The sequence below is a fragment of the Nonomuraea sp. IBHARD001 genome (assembly GCF_056106265.1).
Window position 1 is genome coordinate 7,196,592 of sequence record NZ_JBWBBW010000002.1, and the last position, 14,496, is coordinate 7,211,087.

Consider the following 14,496-nt stretch of genomic DNA (forward strand, 5'->3'; position numbering starts at 1 on the left):
ATGATGGGAGAACCTCATGCCCGCCCTCAGGTCACGCACGGTCACGCACGGCAGGAACATGGCCGGAGCCCGCGCCCTCCTCCGCGCGACCGGCGTAGCGGGCGGCGACTTCGGCAAACCCATTATCGCGGTGGCCAACAGCTTCACCCAGTTCGTCCCGGGCCATGTGCACCTGCGGGAGGTGGGCGACGTCGTCGCGGGCGCGATCCGCGAGGCGGGTGCGATCCCGCGTGAGTTCAACACGATCGCCGTCGACGACGGGATCGCGATGGGCCACGGCGGCATGCTCTACTCGCTGCCCAGCCGCGAGCTCATCGCCGACTCGGTCGAGTACATGGTCAACGCGCACTGCGCCGACGCGCTCATCTGCGTGTCCAACTGTGACAAGATCACGCCGGGCATGCTGCTGGCCGCCTTCAGGCTCAACATCCCCACCGTGTTCGTCTCGGGCGGGCCGATGGAGGCGGGCAAGACGCCGACGAGGAAGCTCGACCTCGTCGACCCGATGATCGCCGCGGCCGACGACTCCGTCTCCGACGCCGAGCTGCTGGAGATGGAGGAGAACGCCTGTCCGACCTGCGGCTCCTGCTCGGGCATGTTCACCGCCAACTCGATGAACTGCCTGGTCGAGGCCATGGGCCTGGGACTTCCCGGCAACGGCACGATCCTGGCCACGCACAAGCGCCGCAAGCAGCTCTTCCAGGACGCCGGTCGTCAGCTGGTCGAGATCACCAAGCGCTACTACGAGCAGGACGACGAGTCGGTGCTGCCGCGCTCGATCGGCACCCGTGAGGCGTTCGAGAACGCGATGGCGCTCGACGTGGCGATGGGCGGCTCGACCAACACGATCCTGCACATCCTGGCCGCCGCCCGTGAGGCCGAGGTCGACTTCGGGCTCAAGGAGATCAACGAGATCTCGCTGCGCGTGCCGTGCCTGTGCAAGGTGGCGCCGGCCACGGCGAAGTACCACATCGAGGACGTGCACCGGGCGGGCGGCATCCCCGCCATCCTGGGCGAGCTCGCCCGCGCCGGAGTGCTGCACACCTCCCTGCCCACGGTCAGCGGCGGCACGCTCGGCGAGGTCATCGCCGCATGGGACCCCAAGTCGCCGACCGTGCTGCCCGAGGCGCTCGACCTCTGGCACGCCGCTCCCGGCAACATCCGCACCATCAAGCCGTACTCCCAGGACAACCGCTGGGACGACCTCGACCTGGACCGCGAGCAGGGCTGCATCCGCGACCTGGCGCACGCCTACACCGCCGACGGCGGCCTGGCCGTGCTCTACGGCAACATGGCCCGCGACGGCGCCGTGGTGAAGACGGCCGGCGTCGAGGAGGAGATCTGGACCTTCAGCGGCCCCGCCGTGGTCTTCGAGTCGCAGGAGGACGCCGTCGAGGGCATCCTCGGCAACAAGGTCAAGGCGGGCGACGTGGTGGTGATCCGCTACGAGGGTCCCAAGGGCGGGCCCGGCATGCAGGAGATGCTCTACCCGACCTCCTTCCTCAAGGGCAAGGGCCTGGGCAAGGTCTGCGCGCTGATCACCGACGGGCGTTTCTCGGGCGGCACCTCCGGGCTGTCGATCGGTCACGCCTCGCCCGAGGCGGCCGAAGGCGGTGTCATCGCCCTCGTCGAGGACGGCGACGTCATCGACATCGACATCCCCAACCGCGGCCTTGAGCTGCGCGTGCCCGAGGCCGAGCTGGCGGCCAGACGTGAGCGCCTGCTCGCCGACGTCGGCGGCCACCGCCCCCGCGAGCGCAACCGCCCGGTGACGGCGGCGCTGCAGGCCTATGCCGCGATGACCACCTCGGCCTCCACCGGGGCGTCGAGGGACCTGTCGCAGCTGTCGCGCTAGCGACGTCCGGCCCCCTGCGCGTCGCGGCGTGCGGGGGGCCGTCTGACCATGAAGACGTCGATCTCGTCCTCGGTCTCCACGACGAAGCCGTGCCGTTCGTACAGTCGCCGGGCCTGGCTACCTGCCAGCACGTTCAGCCGCACGGTGAGCGCGCGGGCGTCGGTGTCGTCGAGCAGGGCGCGCAGCACGGCCGAGCCGAGACCTCGGCCCTGGTGGCCGGGCGACAGGAAGAAGTGTTCCAGCCAGTGCTCGCTCTCGGCCGGTCGCACGGCCACGCATCCGGCGAAGCCGCCGCCGGATGTGATGATCGACATGTGCTCGATCCCGGCCCGGCGCACGCGCTGCCTGACGTGGTGCTCGTCGTAGCGGCCCAGGCGTTCGAGGTCCTCGCGCAGCACCACGGCGCGCAGCTCGGCGATCGCGTCCATGTCGCCGGGCACGGCCGGTCGCAGGCTCCACGCCTCTGTCGAACACCTGTTCTCTTCACGGTAGCCTGACATGGGCGACAGCATGCCAGGCGACCTGGCCCTACAGGTCACCGGGGTATGTTCAGGCACTCACGTCACAGGACGAACTCCCGTACAGGCATTCGAAAAATGTCGGTGCCGGAGGCTATGGTTGGGGTATGGCTACAGTCGTGAAGCCCCTCGCCACAGCTCCGCTGAAGACCGCACCGCTGACGACCGCCGAGATCGCCGCACTCGCCCTGTCCCTGGCTCATCTGGGATCGGGCCCCCAGGCCGTCACCGCACGCCGAGGCCTGCGCCACGCCTTCGCACATCTGGACCTCGACGACGACGTCGTCGCGGGCACACTCGCCACCCTGACCGACCCCCTGCCCGCCGACGTCGCCTCCCGGGCCAGGGTGATCGCCGATGCCATCACCAGCCGCCTGGTCATCCGTCTGCACTACCGTGACGCGGGCGGCCGGGTCACCACGCGTGACGTCGAGCCGGTGACCTGCCTGGTCCACCGCGAGTTCTGGTATCTCGTGGGCATCTGCCGCCTGCGGGGCGCCATCCGGGCCTTCCGCTTCGACCGTGTGGTCGCGGTCGAGCCCACCCTCACCCCCAGCCGTCCGCATCTGGCCGAGCGTTTCCTGCCGTTCCAGCGCCGCAAGGCCGCCTGACCTCGTCCGGCGGGGGAGGCGCCTCCCCCGCCAAGCTTGACCCGGGCTCGACGATCTCTCGAACGGCTCTGTACGGCGGGGCTGACAGGCTCCGCTCATGCGTGCTCGGGGGTTGTCTCTCATCGTCGTGCCGGTCGTGGCCACCACCCTGGCCGGGTCCGGTTGTGCCCAGGTCAGGGCCAGGAACGCACCGGCCAGGCCGCCCGTGCCCAGTCCGTCGTCGGCGTCGGCCTCGGCGGTTTCGGTGTCACGCGCGGCCGTGGGAGGCGCCTCCCCGGCCCCCTCCCCGGCGGCGCAGCCCGCACGCGCCGAGTCGTTCCCGCCCGCCGCCAAGGCCAGGCTCGACCGGGCGATCGGCGCGTACCTGTCCACCAGGCACGGCCGCGCCGCGGTCGCCGTGTACGACAGGGCGACATCGGCGCGTTACGCCTCCAGGCCGGGCGGGCACTTCCTGCTGGCCAGTGTCGCCAAGGTGGACATCCTGCTGGCCGTCATGCTGAAGGCCCAGCACGAAGGCAGGGCGCTGAGCGGCGCCGAGAAGCGCCTGGCCGGGCCGATGATCAGATCGAGCGACAACGGCTGCGCGCACGCCCTCTACCGCTCGATCGGCGGCAAGCGCGGCCTGACCAGGACCCTGCGCTCGCTCGGCGTGGCCGACACCTGGCCGGGCACGGCGCCGTACTGGGGATCGACGAGGAGCAGGCCGTCCGAGCAGGTCGAGGTGCTCCAGCGGCTGACCGACCCCTCGGGCCCGCTGACGGCGGCGCACCGGCACTACGCGCTCAAGCTGATGGGCTCGGTCGACCCCGGTCAGGCGTGGGGCGTGAGCGCGGCGGGCGCGGGCGGCAGGGTGGCGTTGAAGAACGGCTGGATCCCGTTCCGGGTGCACGGCGGGCTGTGGACGGTCAACAGCATCGGCCGGATCCAGGTGAAGGGGCACGACCTGCTGATCGCCGTCCTCTCGGAGCACAGCAGGTCGATGCGGGGCGGCATCACGACGGTCGAGCGGGTGGCCAGGCTCGCCGTCGAGGAGTTCACCGGCGCGGCGTAGCGCCTCAGCCGCAGCAGCCTCCGCCGCAGCACCCGCCGCCACCGCCGCCGCTGGGCACGGCGGGCGCGGAGGAGCCGCCGGTCATCGCGACCGTGGACAGCAGCTTGACGGTGTCGTCGTGACCTTCGGGGCAGGACGCCGGGTCACCTGAGGCGGCCATCGGCCGGGTGAGCTCGAAGGTGGAGCCACAGGCACGGCAGCGGTAATCGTAGCGAGGCATGCAGCCAGAATACGACGCTACTCGGGATCGAACGTCAGATGCGCGTAGTCCCCGACCGGCTCGAAGCCGATCGACCGGTACACCGCATTGCTCGTCGCATTCGCCAGGTCGCTGAACAGCACGACCTGCTCGCACCGTTCGCTCAGCGCCGTGCTGCTCGCCAGGGCCGTCACCGCGGCGCCGTACCCCTTGCGGCGCCGTTCGGGTGGCGTGTAGACCGGGCCGATCCGGCACACTCCGGCGGCGGGGGTGGAGACGGCCGCCATCGAGACCGGCTCCTGGTCCGCCTCCCAGAGCACGACGTCGCCGTGCTCCAGCCTGCGCCTGACATGCGCCTCCAGGTCGGGGTGCAGGTCGCCGCGCGCCTCGTCGGCGAAGGCGAGGAACCACGCGGTCACCACGGCGGTGTCGTCGGCCCCGGCGACGCGTCCGGCGCCCGAGGTCTGCGGGGTCCTGAGCTCGCCGAGACGGTACAACCGCTCCGAACGCACGTGCGCCAGGTCGAGCGGCCACAGTGCGGCGAACTCCTCGGTCAGGGCGAGCGGCCCCATGAGCTCGGGCACGTCGATCTCGTCGGCGTGCAGGGCGTCGACGAGGTCGCCGACCGCCTCGACCGGCATCCTGGTCATGGCCAGCGGGTAGGACGGCGTGAGGCAGACCGCGCCGCGGACACGGCCGTCGCGCCTCCACCAGCCGAACGTGGAGGGGCTGATCTGCAGTCCGGCCCGCACGTTGGCCAGCACGGTGAGCGGCACCGTGTTGCGCACCGGATCCTCGGCCAGGAACGGCTCGACGGCCGCTGCGTACTGCTCAAGGTCGGTGCTGAAGGTCCACATGGTTGGCATCTTGCCAGGTCGCACCCCTCGCATCCCTCAGCGCACCCGGCGGCGCGGCCGCGGGACCCGATGGGAACGGGCCCCGCGCCCGCGCGTGCTCAGGCCGCGGCGGCGTTGAGGTACGGCGCCCACTGGGGGTCGCCGACGAGCTGCGCGCCGATGAGCCGCCAATGGGCCCCTCTCGGTACGGCGGGCGCGACGCGGAGCGTCCACCCCAGCTCTTCCAGGAACTTGTCCGCCTTCCTGTGATTGCACGGCGTGCAGGACGCCACGCAGTTCTCCCATGTGTGCGTGCCGCCCTTGGACCTCGGGACGACATGGTCGATGGTCTCCGCCTTGAGGCCGCAGTAGGCGCATCGATAGTCGTCACGGCGCATCAGGGCGGCCCGGGTCAACGGGATCCGCGAACGATAGGGGATACGGACATATCGGCGAAGCCGGATGACCGACGGCACATCGACCGTGCAGGAGGCGGAGCGCAGCACCGCTCCCCTGCCGTCTCGGTGGACGACGTCCGCCTTCTCGCACATCACCAGGATGACGGCCCGGTGCAGCGAGAGAGTGGTCAGCGGCTCGTAGGTGGCATTGAGCAGAAGGACTTGGCGCATCAGGAGGCCACCTCCCGTGCACAGGTCAGTTGAAGGGACATGCCGTGGCATGTCCCGGTTTGCGGCCCCTCCTGGGGCCCGGACGCTTCCGTCACGAGGACCTCCGCCGGACGGCCCAGCGGATGGTCACCACGGCACCGTCCTTCACCAAGCATGGCGTTACCTTCGCGCTCCCCGCCACCCCATAACTGACGGGAGGGACGCACGGTACGTCTTATGCCCGCTTCACCGCGGCTTTACGCTTACGGAGCCGTAACGTCGTAAGGTCGAGTCATGACGCGACCGCCGTACCCGACTGCCCGCCGTGACGAGATCGTCGACGACCTGCACGGCACTCCCGTGCCCGACCCCTACCGCTGGCTCGAGGACGGCGACTCCCCCGAGACCAAGGGGTGGCTGCATGCGCAGGAGGAGCTGTTCAGGGCCCAGGCGGAGCCCCAGTTGTTCAAGGCGCGTGTCGCCGAGCTGATGCGTTCGGGCTCGATCGGCGCGCCGATCTGGCGGGGCGAGCGGCGTTTCTTCATGCGGCGCACGCCCGACCAGGAGCACGCCGTTCTCTACGTGGTCGACGCCGACGGGAGCGAGCGCGCGCTCGTCGACCCGATGGCGCTCGACCCCTCCGGCCTGACCACGCTCGACTCCTGGCAGCCCGACAAGGAGGGCAGGCTGCTGGCCTACCAGATCTCGGTGGGCGGCGACGAGGAGTCGGTGCTGTACGTGATCGACGTGGCCACCGGCGCCCGGGTCGAAGGACCGATCGACCGCTGCAGGTACACCCCGGTCGCCTGGATGCCGGGCGGCGAGTCGTACTACTTCGTGCGCAGGCTGCCGAGCACCGAGGTGCCCGAGGACGAGCGGCAGTTCCACCGCAGGGTCTACCTGCACCGGGTCGGCTCCTCCACCGAGGAGGACGAGCTGATCTTCGGCGAGGGCCTGGAGAAGACCAACTACTACGGCGTCTCGGTCTCGCGCGACGGCCGGTGGCTGACCGTCTCGGCCTCCAGGGGCACCGCGCCGCGCAACGACCTGTGGCTGGCCGACCTGCACGCCTCCTCGCCCGAGCGGCCCGACCTGCTCGTCGTGCAGGAGGCCGCCGACGACGCCCAGAGCGGGCTGGTGATCGGCCGCGACGGCAGGCTCTACGTGCACACCGACAGGGACGCCCCGCGCGGCCGCGTCTGTGTGAGCGACCCCGAAGCTCCGGGCGTCGACGGCTGGCGCGACCTGATCCCGCAGGACCCCGAGGCCGTGCTGTCGGACTTCGCCATCCTCGACGACCTGGAGCGCCCGGTCATCCTGGTCGGCTGGACCCGGCATGCCATCAGCGAGATCACCGTGCACGACCTGGCCACGGGCGAGCGCGTCGGCGAGGTGCCCACGCCCGGCCTCGGCACGATCGGCGCCCTCATCGAGCGGCCCGAAGGCGGCCACGAGGCGTGGTTCGGCTACACCGACAACACCACGCCGCCGAGCATCCAGCGCTACGACGCCCGCACCGGCGAGACCTCGCTGTGGGCCGCCTCGCCCGGCGCCGTCGAGGTGCCGCCCGTGCGCACCGAGCAGGTGGTGTACTCCTCCAAGGACGGCACCCAGGTCCACATGCTGGTCATCTCGCCCGTCGACGGCGAAGGGCCGAGGCCGACGATCCTCAACGGATACGGCGGCTTCGGCATCTCGATGACGCCCGGCTACTCCGCCTCGATCCTGACCTGGGTGGAGGCCGGAGGCAGCTACGCCATCGCCCAGCTGCGCGGCGGCGGCGAGCAGGGCGAGCAGTGGCACCGCGACGGCATGCTCGGCCACAAGCAGAACGTCTTCGACGACTTCCACGCCGCCGCCGAGCACCTCGTCGCCACCGGCGTGACGACCTCGCGGCAGCTGGCCATCTCGGGCGGCTCCAACGGCGGCCTGCTGGTCGGCGCCGCGCTCACCCAGCGCCCCGAGCTCTACGCCGCCGTCGCCTGCTCGGCCCCGCTGCTGGACATGGTCCGCTACGAGCTGTTCGGGCTGGGCGCCACCTGGAACGTGGAGTACGGCTCGGCCGAGGTCGCCGAGGAGTTCGGCTGGCTGCACGGCTACTCGCCCTACCACCACGTGCGTGCGGGCACGGCCTACCCGGCCACGCTGTTCACCGTCTTCCAGTCCGACAGCCGGGTGCACCCGCTGCACGCCTGGAAGATGTGCGCGGCGCTGCAGCACGCCCAGAGCGCCGACCGGCCGATCCTGCTGCGCAACGAGGCCGAGGTGGGCCACGGCGCCCGTTCGGTCAGCCGCACCCTCGATCTGGCGGCCGACCAGCTCACCTTCCTGGCCAGGAACACCGGCCTCGTATAGTCGAAGGCGTGCGGACCAGCGGCCTGACGATGACGGAGGTCGAGCCCGAAGCCGGGCTCGGGCCGTACGTCAGGTCGCTGTGCGCCTATCGGGAGCACTACGGCGGGCCGCTGGTGCGGCCCGAGTTCCCCGGGGCCGGGGTGGTGCTGATCCTCGGGTTCGGCGGGCCGATGGTCGTGGACGGCGCGCGGGTGACGTCGTTCACCGGCGGCATGTCCGACAGGCCGGTCCAGACCCGCACCGACGGCATGTGCGAGGGCGTGCAGGTCGATCTCACACCGCTCGGGGCACGACGGCTGTTCGGCCTGCCGATGGACGAGCTGACCAATCTCACCGTGCCCGTCGAGGACGTCCTGGGCGGCTGGGGCACGCTGGTCGTGCAGCGGCTCGGCGACGTGCCCGGGTGGGGCGAGCGGCTGGCGCTGCTGCAGGAGCTGCTCGGGCGGCGCCTGGCCGAGAGCGACGAGCTCGGGCCGCAGGTGCCGTGGGCGTGGCGTCGGCTGCTCGACTCGGGCGGCGCGGTGAGCGTCGCGGAGCTGGCCGAGCGGCTCGGCTGGAGCCACCGGCATCTGGTGACCAGGTTCAGGGACGAGGTCGGGCTGACGCCGAAGACGGCGGCGCGGGTGATCAGGTTCGAGCGGGCCAGGCGGCTGCTGGGCGCGGGCGTCGGGCTGGCCGACGTGGCCGCGCGGTGCGGCTTCTACGACCAGGCGCACATGAACCGCGAGTTCAGAGCCCTGGGCGGCGCCACGCCCGGTCAGATTCGTCCAATACCTTTCGCCGCGACCGCGCCAGACTTGGCCCCATGAAACGCACCGTGTATCCGCTGGTCCGCTATCCCGATCTGCCCTCCGGCCTGGAGTTCCTGACCACGGCCTTCGGCTTCGTCGTGCACGAGGCCTCCAAGAACGACCAGGGCGTGCTCAGCCATGCCGAGGTCCTGGTCGAGGACGACATGATCATGCTCGGCGAGGGCAAGGCCGGAGGCCCCGGCATCTACGTCGCCGTCGACGACCCCGACGCCCACCACGACCGTGCCAAGGCCGCGGGGGCCACGATCACGATGGAGCTCGTCGACCAGCCCTACGGGTCGCGCGAGTACGCCTGCACCGATCCGCAGGGCAACTCCTGGTTCTTCGGCACCTACCGCGCCTGAGCACCCGGCCGACGGGGCTAGCGGGGGAAGACGATCGTCTTGTGGCCGTCGAGCACGACGCGCTGCTCGGCGTGCCACTTGACGGCCCTGGCCAGCGCCACGCACTCCACGTCACGGCCGAGTGCGACCAGGTCGGCGGGCGAGTGGCTGTGGTTGACCCTGGCCACCTCCTGCTCGATGATCGGCCCTTCGTCCAGGTCGGAGGTGACGTAGTGCGCGGTGGCGCCGATGAGCTTGACGCCCCTGGCATGGGCCTGGTGGTAGGGCTTGGCGCCCTTGAACGACGGCAGGAACGAGTGGTGGATGTTGATCGCCCGTCCGGCCAGCTTGGCGCAGAGCTCCTCCGAGAGCACCTGCATGTAGCGGGCCAGCACCACGAGGTCGACCTGGTAGTGCTCGACCAGGGCCAGGATCTCGGCTTCCTGACGTGGCTTGGTCGCGGGCGTGACCGGCAGGTGGTGGTAGTCGATGCCGTAGGACTGGGTGAGCGGGCGCAGGTCGGGGTGGTTGGAGGCGACCGCGACGATCTCGATGTCGAGCAGGCCTGAGCGCACCCGGTAGAGCAGGTCGTTGAGGCAGTGGTCGAACCTGCTGACCATGATCAGCACCCGCGGCTTGACCGCGACGTCGCGCAGCGTGAACTCCATCCCGAACTCGGGCACCAGCGCGGCGAAGGCCGCCGACAGCTCGTCCGACGACAGCGGACCGCTGAACTGCACGCGCATGAAGAAGCGCTCGCCGTCCTGGTCGCCGAACTGCTGGCTCTCGCTGATGTTGCAACCGTGGCCCGCCAGCAGACCGGAGACGGCGGCGACGACGCCCGGCCGATCGGGGCAGGACAGGGTCAGAACATACTCGGCAGAACTCATGCCTTCACTCTCGACGAGGCCGGGTCGTACGGCGCCTTCAGGCTGACCTGGGCAGAGTACATCTCCCCGGCCACATCGACGTCGACCTTCCCAAGGGCTGGACCGGTGAGAAAGCCGAGTGCGACCGCACGACCGAGCTCCGGGCTGTGGGCGGCCGAGGTGACCCGCCCCGCCACGACCCCATCGGCCAGCAGCGACTCCCCTCCCCACAGCCGGGCGCCGGGGTCGTCGAGCACGATCGAGACCACACGCCTGGCCGGTTCGGCCGTCGGCATGCGCTCCCGCTTGCAGGTGAAGGCGAGCCCGGCCTCGGCGGGCGTGACGCCGGGGCCGAGCTCGGCGCCCCAGGCCCGATGGCCCCTCTCGATCCGCATGGTCTCGGCGGCGTAGTGCCCGGCCTGGGTGAGCGCGCCGGTCGCCATCAGCGTCTCGTACACGGTGACGGCCTGTTCGGCGGGGACGCAGAGCTCCCAGCCGGGCTCGCCGACGGAGGTGATCCTTGAGGCGCGTACGGTCGCGTGGCCGATGCCGACCATGCGGGAGGCGGCGAGCGGGAAGGCGGTGAGGTCGGCCGTCGACACCGAGGCGAGCACCTCGCGCGAGCGCGGTCCCACGACGTCGAACAGCGCGTAGGCGCCGGTGACGTCCACCACGACGGCCCGCTCCTCGCCCACGGCCCTGGTCAGCACGTCGAGGTCGCGCGTGCTCTGCGCCGGTCCGCTGACGACGAGGTACTCGCCCGCCGCCACCCTGGTCACCGTCATGTCGCTCTCGTAGCCGCCGCGGTCGTTGAGCAGGCCGGTGCGCACGACCGTGCCGACCGGCACGTCCACGTCGGCCGCGCAGACCCGCTGCAGCACCCGGCAGGCGTCAGGCCCCTTGAGCGTGAACTTCGCCAGCGGCGTCCGGTCCAGCAGCGCAGCCCCCGCCCGGCACGCGCGCACCTCGGCGTCCACGACGTCCTGCCACCCCGGCCTGCCGAACGTGTACGGCACGGCGGGCCCGAAGTGGTTCACCCGCTCCCAGCCCATCACCGACCCGAAGCACGCCCCCGAAGCGGCCAGCAGGTGATGGACGGGCGAGCGGCGCAGCGGCCTGGCGCTGTCCGGCTCGCGGCCCGGCCAGGCCATGGCGTAGTGCAGGCCGAGCGTCTCCTTGACCCGGTCGCGCAGCCAGGAGGCGTTGCCCGCCCAGGGGGCGAAGCGGCGGATGTCGACCGGCCACAGGTCGCTCGTGGGCGAGCCCTCGACGATCCACTCGGCCAGCGCCCTGCCCGCCCCTCCGGCCGACGCGATGCCCGCCGAGTTGAACCCGGCCCCGACGAAGTACCCGCCGACCTCGGGCGCCTCGCCGAGCAGGAACATGTTGTCCGGCGTGAAGCTCTCCGGCCCGTTGTAGAGCTTGCGCACCCCGGTCGTGTCCAGCGCGGGCACCCGGTGGATCGCGCTCTCCATGAGCACGGCGAAGTGCTCCCAGTCCTCCTCCAGCAGCTGGAACTCGAACGGGTCCGGGATGCCGTCCATGCCCCACGGCTTGGCGTCGGGCTCGAACCCGCCCACGACCAGGCCGCCGACCTCCTCCTTGAAGTAGGTGAAGCCGTCGGGGTCGCGCAGGACGGGCAGGTCAGGCCGTACGCCTTCGATGCGTTCGGTGACGGCGTAGAAGTGCTCGGCCGAGTGCAGCGGAACGGTCACACCGGACAGCAGGCCGAGCTCCCTGGCCCATTGCCCGGCGCAGTTGACGACGATCTCGGCCTCGATGAGGCCTTCGGCCGTGCGCACACCGGTGACCCTGCCGTCCTTGACCGGGACGCCGATGACGCGCACGCCCTCCAGGACCAGGACGCCGCGTCGCTGCGCCCCTCTGGCCAGGGCCTGGGTGAGGTCGGCCGGATTGGCCTTGCCGTCGCCCGGCAGCCACACAGCGCCCACGAGGTCGTCGGTGCGCATGAGCGGCCACAGCTCGGCCGCCTCCCCTGGGCCGATGAGCTCGGCCGTGACGCCGAATCCCCGTGCGGTGGCCGCGGTGCGCCGTAGCTGGGTCATGCGCTCGGGGGTACGCGCCACGCTGATGCTGCCGCACTGCTTCCAGCCGGTGCCGAAGCCGGTCTCGGCCTCCAGGCGGGCATACAGGTCGGTGCTGTACTGGATCAGCCTGGTCATGCTCTCGGTGCTGCGCAGCTGGCCGACGAGCCCGGCGGCGTGCCAGGTGGTGCCGCACGACAACCGGCCCTGCTCCAGCAGCACGACGTCGCTCCAGCCGAGTTCGGCCAGGTGGTAGGCCACACTGCAGCCGACGATGCCGCCGCCGATGACGACGGCCCTCGCCCGTGCGGGCTGCGCCTTGCTCACGAGATGCTCCTGAGACGATTGATGCCCGGCCACCCGCGCACGGTGCGCAGCATGGCGATGAAAGCCTGTTCGGCCGGTCCGAGCAGCCGGTCCCTGCGATGGGCCAGCACGATCGGCCGGGGCTGCGGAGCGGGCGCCACCTCGACGGCGGTGAGCCTGCCGTCGGCGATCTCCTGCTCGACGCAGTGCTCGGAGACCAGCGAGACGCCGAGCCCCGCCGCGACCGCCTGCTTGATGGTCTCCGGCCCCCAGATCTCCGTACGGCCGGCCTCCGCCAGCCCCCAGCTCTCCAGGGCCTCCACCTGCAGCTCACGGGTGGAGGAGCCGGGCTCCCTGATGAGGAAGAGCTCACCGGCGAGCTCGGCGGGCTCGGCCGTGCCGCAGTCGGACAGGCGGTGACCCGGCTGGGTGATGACGACGAGCCGGTCCTCGAGGATCGGCTCGCTGACCAGCTGCGGGGCCGACGGCAGTCCGGCGAGCACGGCCACGCCGATCTCGCCGTCGACCAGGCCGCGTTCGACCTGCTGGCCGTTGCCGACGTGGATGCCGACCTCGATGCCGGGATGGCGGTCGCGGAAGGCGGCCAGCAGCGAGGGCAGCAGGTAGGTGCCGACCGTGGTGGTGCCTCCGGCGACCAACCGGCCCGTCTGCAGGCCGGAGACCTGGCGGATGGCGGCGACGGCCTCGTCGGCGAGCAGGAACACGCGCTTGGCGTACTCCAGCATGACCTCGCCCTCGGGGGTGAGCCTGATCCTGGCTCCGCTGCGGTCGATCAGCGTCGTGCGCAGCGACTGCTCAAGCTGCCTGACCTGGTGGGAGACCGACGGCTGGCTGAGGTAGAGCTTCTGCGCCGCGGCCGAGAAGCCGCCGCACTCGACCACCGTCATGAAAATCCACAGTCTGTGCAGGTTGAGCTGCATGTCTGACTAACCCCTAGCTGCTGCTATCGACTCGCGGAGCGCGTCCTCGAGCTGTTCCAGCCGGTGCCAAGGGATCTCGCCCATCGTGCAGATCCTGAAGAAATCTGCCGAAAGTCGCCCTTGTCCGGCGTAGATAACGTAGCCACGGGATTTGAGCTGGTCATGAAGGGATTCGTACGTCACGCCGTCCGGCAGATGAAGCATCGTGACCGTGTTGGACCTGAATCGTTCATCCACGAGCACGCGCAGGCCGAGCCGGTCGAACTGCCCCCTGACCAGCCTGGCCCGCTCGCGGTAGAGCGCGGTGCGCGCGGCGAAGCCACCGGCCTCCTCGTACTCGGCGATGGCCTCCTCCAGGGCGTAGCAGACCTGGACGGCGGGGGTGAAGGGCACATCGCCCTTGCGCTGGCCCTCGAGGTAGCTCGCGGCGTTCAGGTACAGGCTCCTGACCGGAACCTGGGGGATGCGCTCGATCGAACGCCTCCCGCAGAGGATGAACGCCATGCCGGGCTGGCCGTGCAGGCCCTTGTTCGCGGTGCCGCAGATGACGTCGGCCTGGACCTCGGCCAGGTCCTGGTCCTCGATCGCGGTGCCGCTGATGGCGTCGACGACGAACAGCGCGCCCGATCCCGACGCGGCCACCACCTCGCCGATCTCCTTGATCGGGTTGATCAGGCCGGTCGTCGTCTCGTGGTGCACGCACACCACGGCGTCGATGTCGTCGTGCTCGGCCAGCGCCGCCCTGACGGCCTCGGGGTCGGCGGGGAGCGTCCACTCGCCCGGCACCTGGTGGCAGGGGATGCCGTGCGCCCGGGCGACCTTGATCATGCGCTCGCCGTACACGCCGTTGTTGACGACCAGGACGCCTCGGCCCTCGCGTACCGAGCTGATCACCGCCATCTCCATGGCGGCCGTGCCCGAGCCCGTGACCAGCAGGGCCTCGTGGGTGGAGGCGAGGTTCAGGGAGCGGGGCAGGGCCTGGCGGATCCTGGACAGCAGGTCGGTGAACTCCGGCTCCCTGTGGCACAGGTCGCCGCGCAGCAGTGCGTCCTTGACCCGCTGGGAGGTGCACGCGGGTCCCGGGTTCAACAGAATGAGCTCTTCGTCCATCATCCACTCGATCTTGGGTAGGTATCAGGCGCCTTGGACGCTAGCGGCGGCCCCCAC

At 70.9% G+C, this 14,496-nt stretch carries 14 protein-coding genes; 6 read left to right on the top strand and 8 right to left on the bottom strand.

Going from position 1 to position 14,496, the window contains the following annotated elements:
- Window positions 1–16 precede the first annotated feature (16 nt).
- Window positions 17–1,855 (top strand): dihydroxy-acid dehydratase, encoded by a 1,839-nt coding sequence (ilvD, locus tag ACTWNK_RS34330; protein WP_474309065.1) that lies wholly within the window; start codon window positions 17–19, stop codon window positions 1,853–1,855.
- On the opposite strand, the gene ACTWNK_RS34335 is transcribed toward ilvD, so the two are convergent.
- Window positions 1,852–2,355 carry a GNAT family N-acetyltransferase gene (locus tag ACTWNK_RS34335; RefSeq protein ID WP_474309066.1) on the bottom strand — a complete coding sequence of 168 codons (504 nt, stop codon included), beginning with the start codon at window positions 2,353–2,355 and terminating at the stop codon, window positions 1,852–1,854. The two genes, ilvD and ACTWNK_RS34335, sit on opposite strands and share 4 nt — an antisense overlap.
- 125 nt (window positions 2,356–2,480) lie before the next feature.
- Here ACTWNK_RS34335 and ACTWNK_RS34340 point away from each other — a divergent pair, with 125 nt between their 5' ends.
- Both ACTWNK_RS34340 and ACTWNK_RS34345 read left to right on the top strand, forming a co-directional pair.
- Window positions 2,481–2,984 (top strand): helix-turn-helix transcriptional regulator, encoded by a 504-nt coding sequence (locus tag ACTWNK_RS34340; protein ID WP_474309067.1) that lies wholly within the window; start codon window positions 2,481–2,483, stop codon window positions 2,982–2,984.
- 97 nt (window positions 2,985–3,081) lie between these two features.
- Entirely contained in the window at window positions 3,082–4,035 is a 954-nt protein-coding gene (locus ACTWNK_RS34345; RefSeq protein ID WP_474309068.1) for a serine hydrolase, read from the top strand.
- 4 nt (window positions 4,036–4,039) lie between these two features.
- Here the strand turns inward: ACTWNK_RS34345 and ACTWNK_RS34350 are convergent, their stop codons facing one another.
- The 3 genes from ACTWNK_RS34350 to ACTWNK_RS34360 all read right to left on the bottom strand — a co-directional run bounded on the left by ACTWNK_RS34350 (window position 4,040) and on the right by ACTWNK_RS34360 (window position 5,699).
- Window positions 4,040–4,255: an FmdB family zinc ribbon protein gene (locus ACTWNK_RS34350; protein ID WP_474309069.1), complete on the bottom strand. Its 216-nt coding sequence runs from the start codon at window positions 4,253–4,255 to the stop codon at window positions 4,040–4,042.
- Between the two features lie 17 nt (window positions 4,256–4,272).
- Window positions 4,273–5,091 (bottom strand): GNAT family N-acetyltransferase, encoded by an 819-nt coding sequence (locus ACTWNK_RS34355; protein ID WP_474309070.1) that lies wholly within the window; start codon window positions 5,089–5,091, stop codon window positions 4,273–4,275.
- 98 nt (window positions 5,092–5,189) lie between these two features.
- Window positions 5,190–5,699 carry an HNH endonuclease gene (locus tag ACTWNK_RS34360; protein WP_474309071.1) on the bottom strand — a complete coding sequence of 170 codons (510 nt, stop codon included), beginning with the start codon at window positions 5,697–5,699 and terminating at the stop codon, window positions 5,190–5,192.
- A 273-nt stretch (window positions 5,700–5,972) separates the two neighbouring features.
- Between ACTWNK_RS34360 and ACTWNK_RS34365 the strand changes: the two genes are divergently transcribed.
- From ACTWNK_RS34365 to ACTWNK_RS34375, 3 genes are read left to right on the top strand one after another with little or no spacing between them, the layout of a single operon-like run.
- The gene (locus tag ACTWNK_RS34365) at window positions 5,973–8,033 is read left to right on the top strand and encodes a prolyl oligopeptidase family serine peptidase (protein ID WP_474309072.1); all 2,061 of its coding nucleotides are present in this window, start codon (window positions 5,973–5,975) and stop codon (window positions 8,031–8,033) included.
- A gap of 8 nt (window positions 8,034–8,041) precedes the next feature.
- Window positions 8,042–8,842, top strand: a complete 801-nt coding sequence (locus ACTWNK_RS34370) for a helix-turn-helix domain-containing protein (RefSeq protein WP_474309073.1) — start codon at window positions 8,042–8,044, stop codon at window positions 8,840–8,842.
- Complete coding sequence (locus ACTWNK_RS34375; protein ID WP_474309074.1) at window positions 8,839–9,189, top strand: VOC family protein; 351 nt, start codon at window positions 8,839–8,841, stop codon at window positions 9,187–9,189. The genes ACTWNK_RS34370 and ACTWNK_RS34375 overlap by 4 nt, the downstream gene beginning before the upstream one ends.
- 17 nt (window positions 9,190–9,206) lie before the next feature.
- Here the strand turns inward: ACTWNK_RS34375 and purU are convergent, their stop codons facing one another.
- The 4 genes from purU to ACTWNK_RS34395 are packed head-to-tail and all read right to left on the bottom strand — an operon-like array spanning window position 9,207 to window position 14,442.
- Window positions 9,207–10,058, bottom strand: a complete 852-nt coding sequence (purU, locus tag ACTWNK_RS34380; protein WP_474309075.1) for a formyltetrahydrofolate deformylase — start codon at window positions 10,056–10,058, stop codon at window positions 9,207–9,209.
- On the bottom strand, window positions 10,055–12,409 hold the full coding sequence (locus tag ACTWNK_RS34385; protein ID WP_474309076.1) for a GcvT family protein: 2,355 nt from the start codon (window positions 12,407–12,409) through the stop codon (window positions 10,055–10,057). The genes purU and ACTWNK_RS34385 overlap by 4 nt, the downstream gene beginning before the upstream one ends.
- A complete protein-coding gene (locus ACTWNK_RS34390; protein WP_474309077.1) occupies window positions 12,406–13,329 on the bottom strand; it encodes a LysR family transcriptional regulator in 924 nt (307 codons plus the stop codon). The genes ACTWNK_RS34385 and ACTWNK_RS34390 overlap by 4 nt, the downstream gene beginning before the upstream one ends.
- A gap of 6 nt (window positions 13,330–13,335) precedes the next feature.
- The gene (locus ACTWNK_RS34395; protein WP_474309078.1) at window positions 13,336–14,442 is read right to left on the bottom strand and encodes a pyridoxal-phosphate-dependent aminotransferase family protein; all 1,107 of its coding nucleotides are present in this window, start codon (window positions 14,440–14,442) and stop codon (window positions 13,336–13,338) included.
- Window positions 14,443–14,496: the final 54 nt, after the last annotated feature.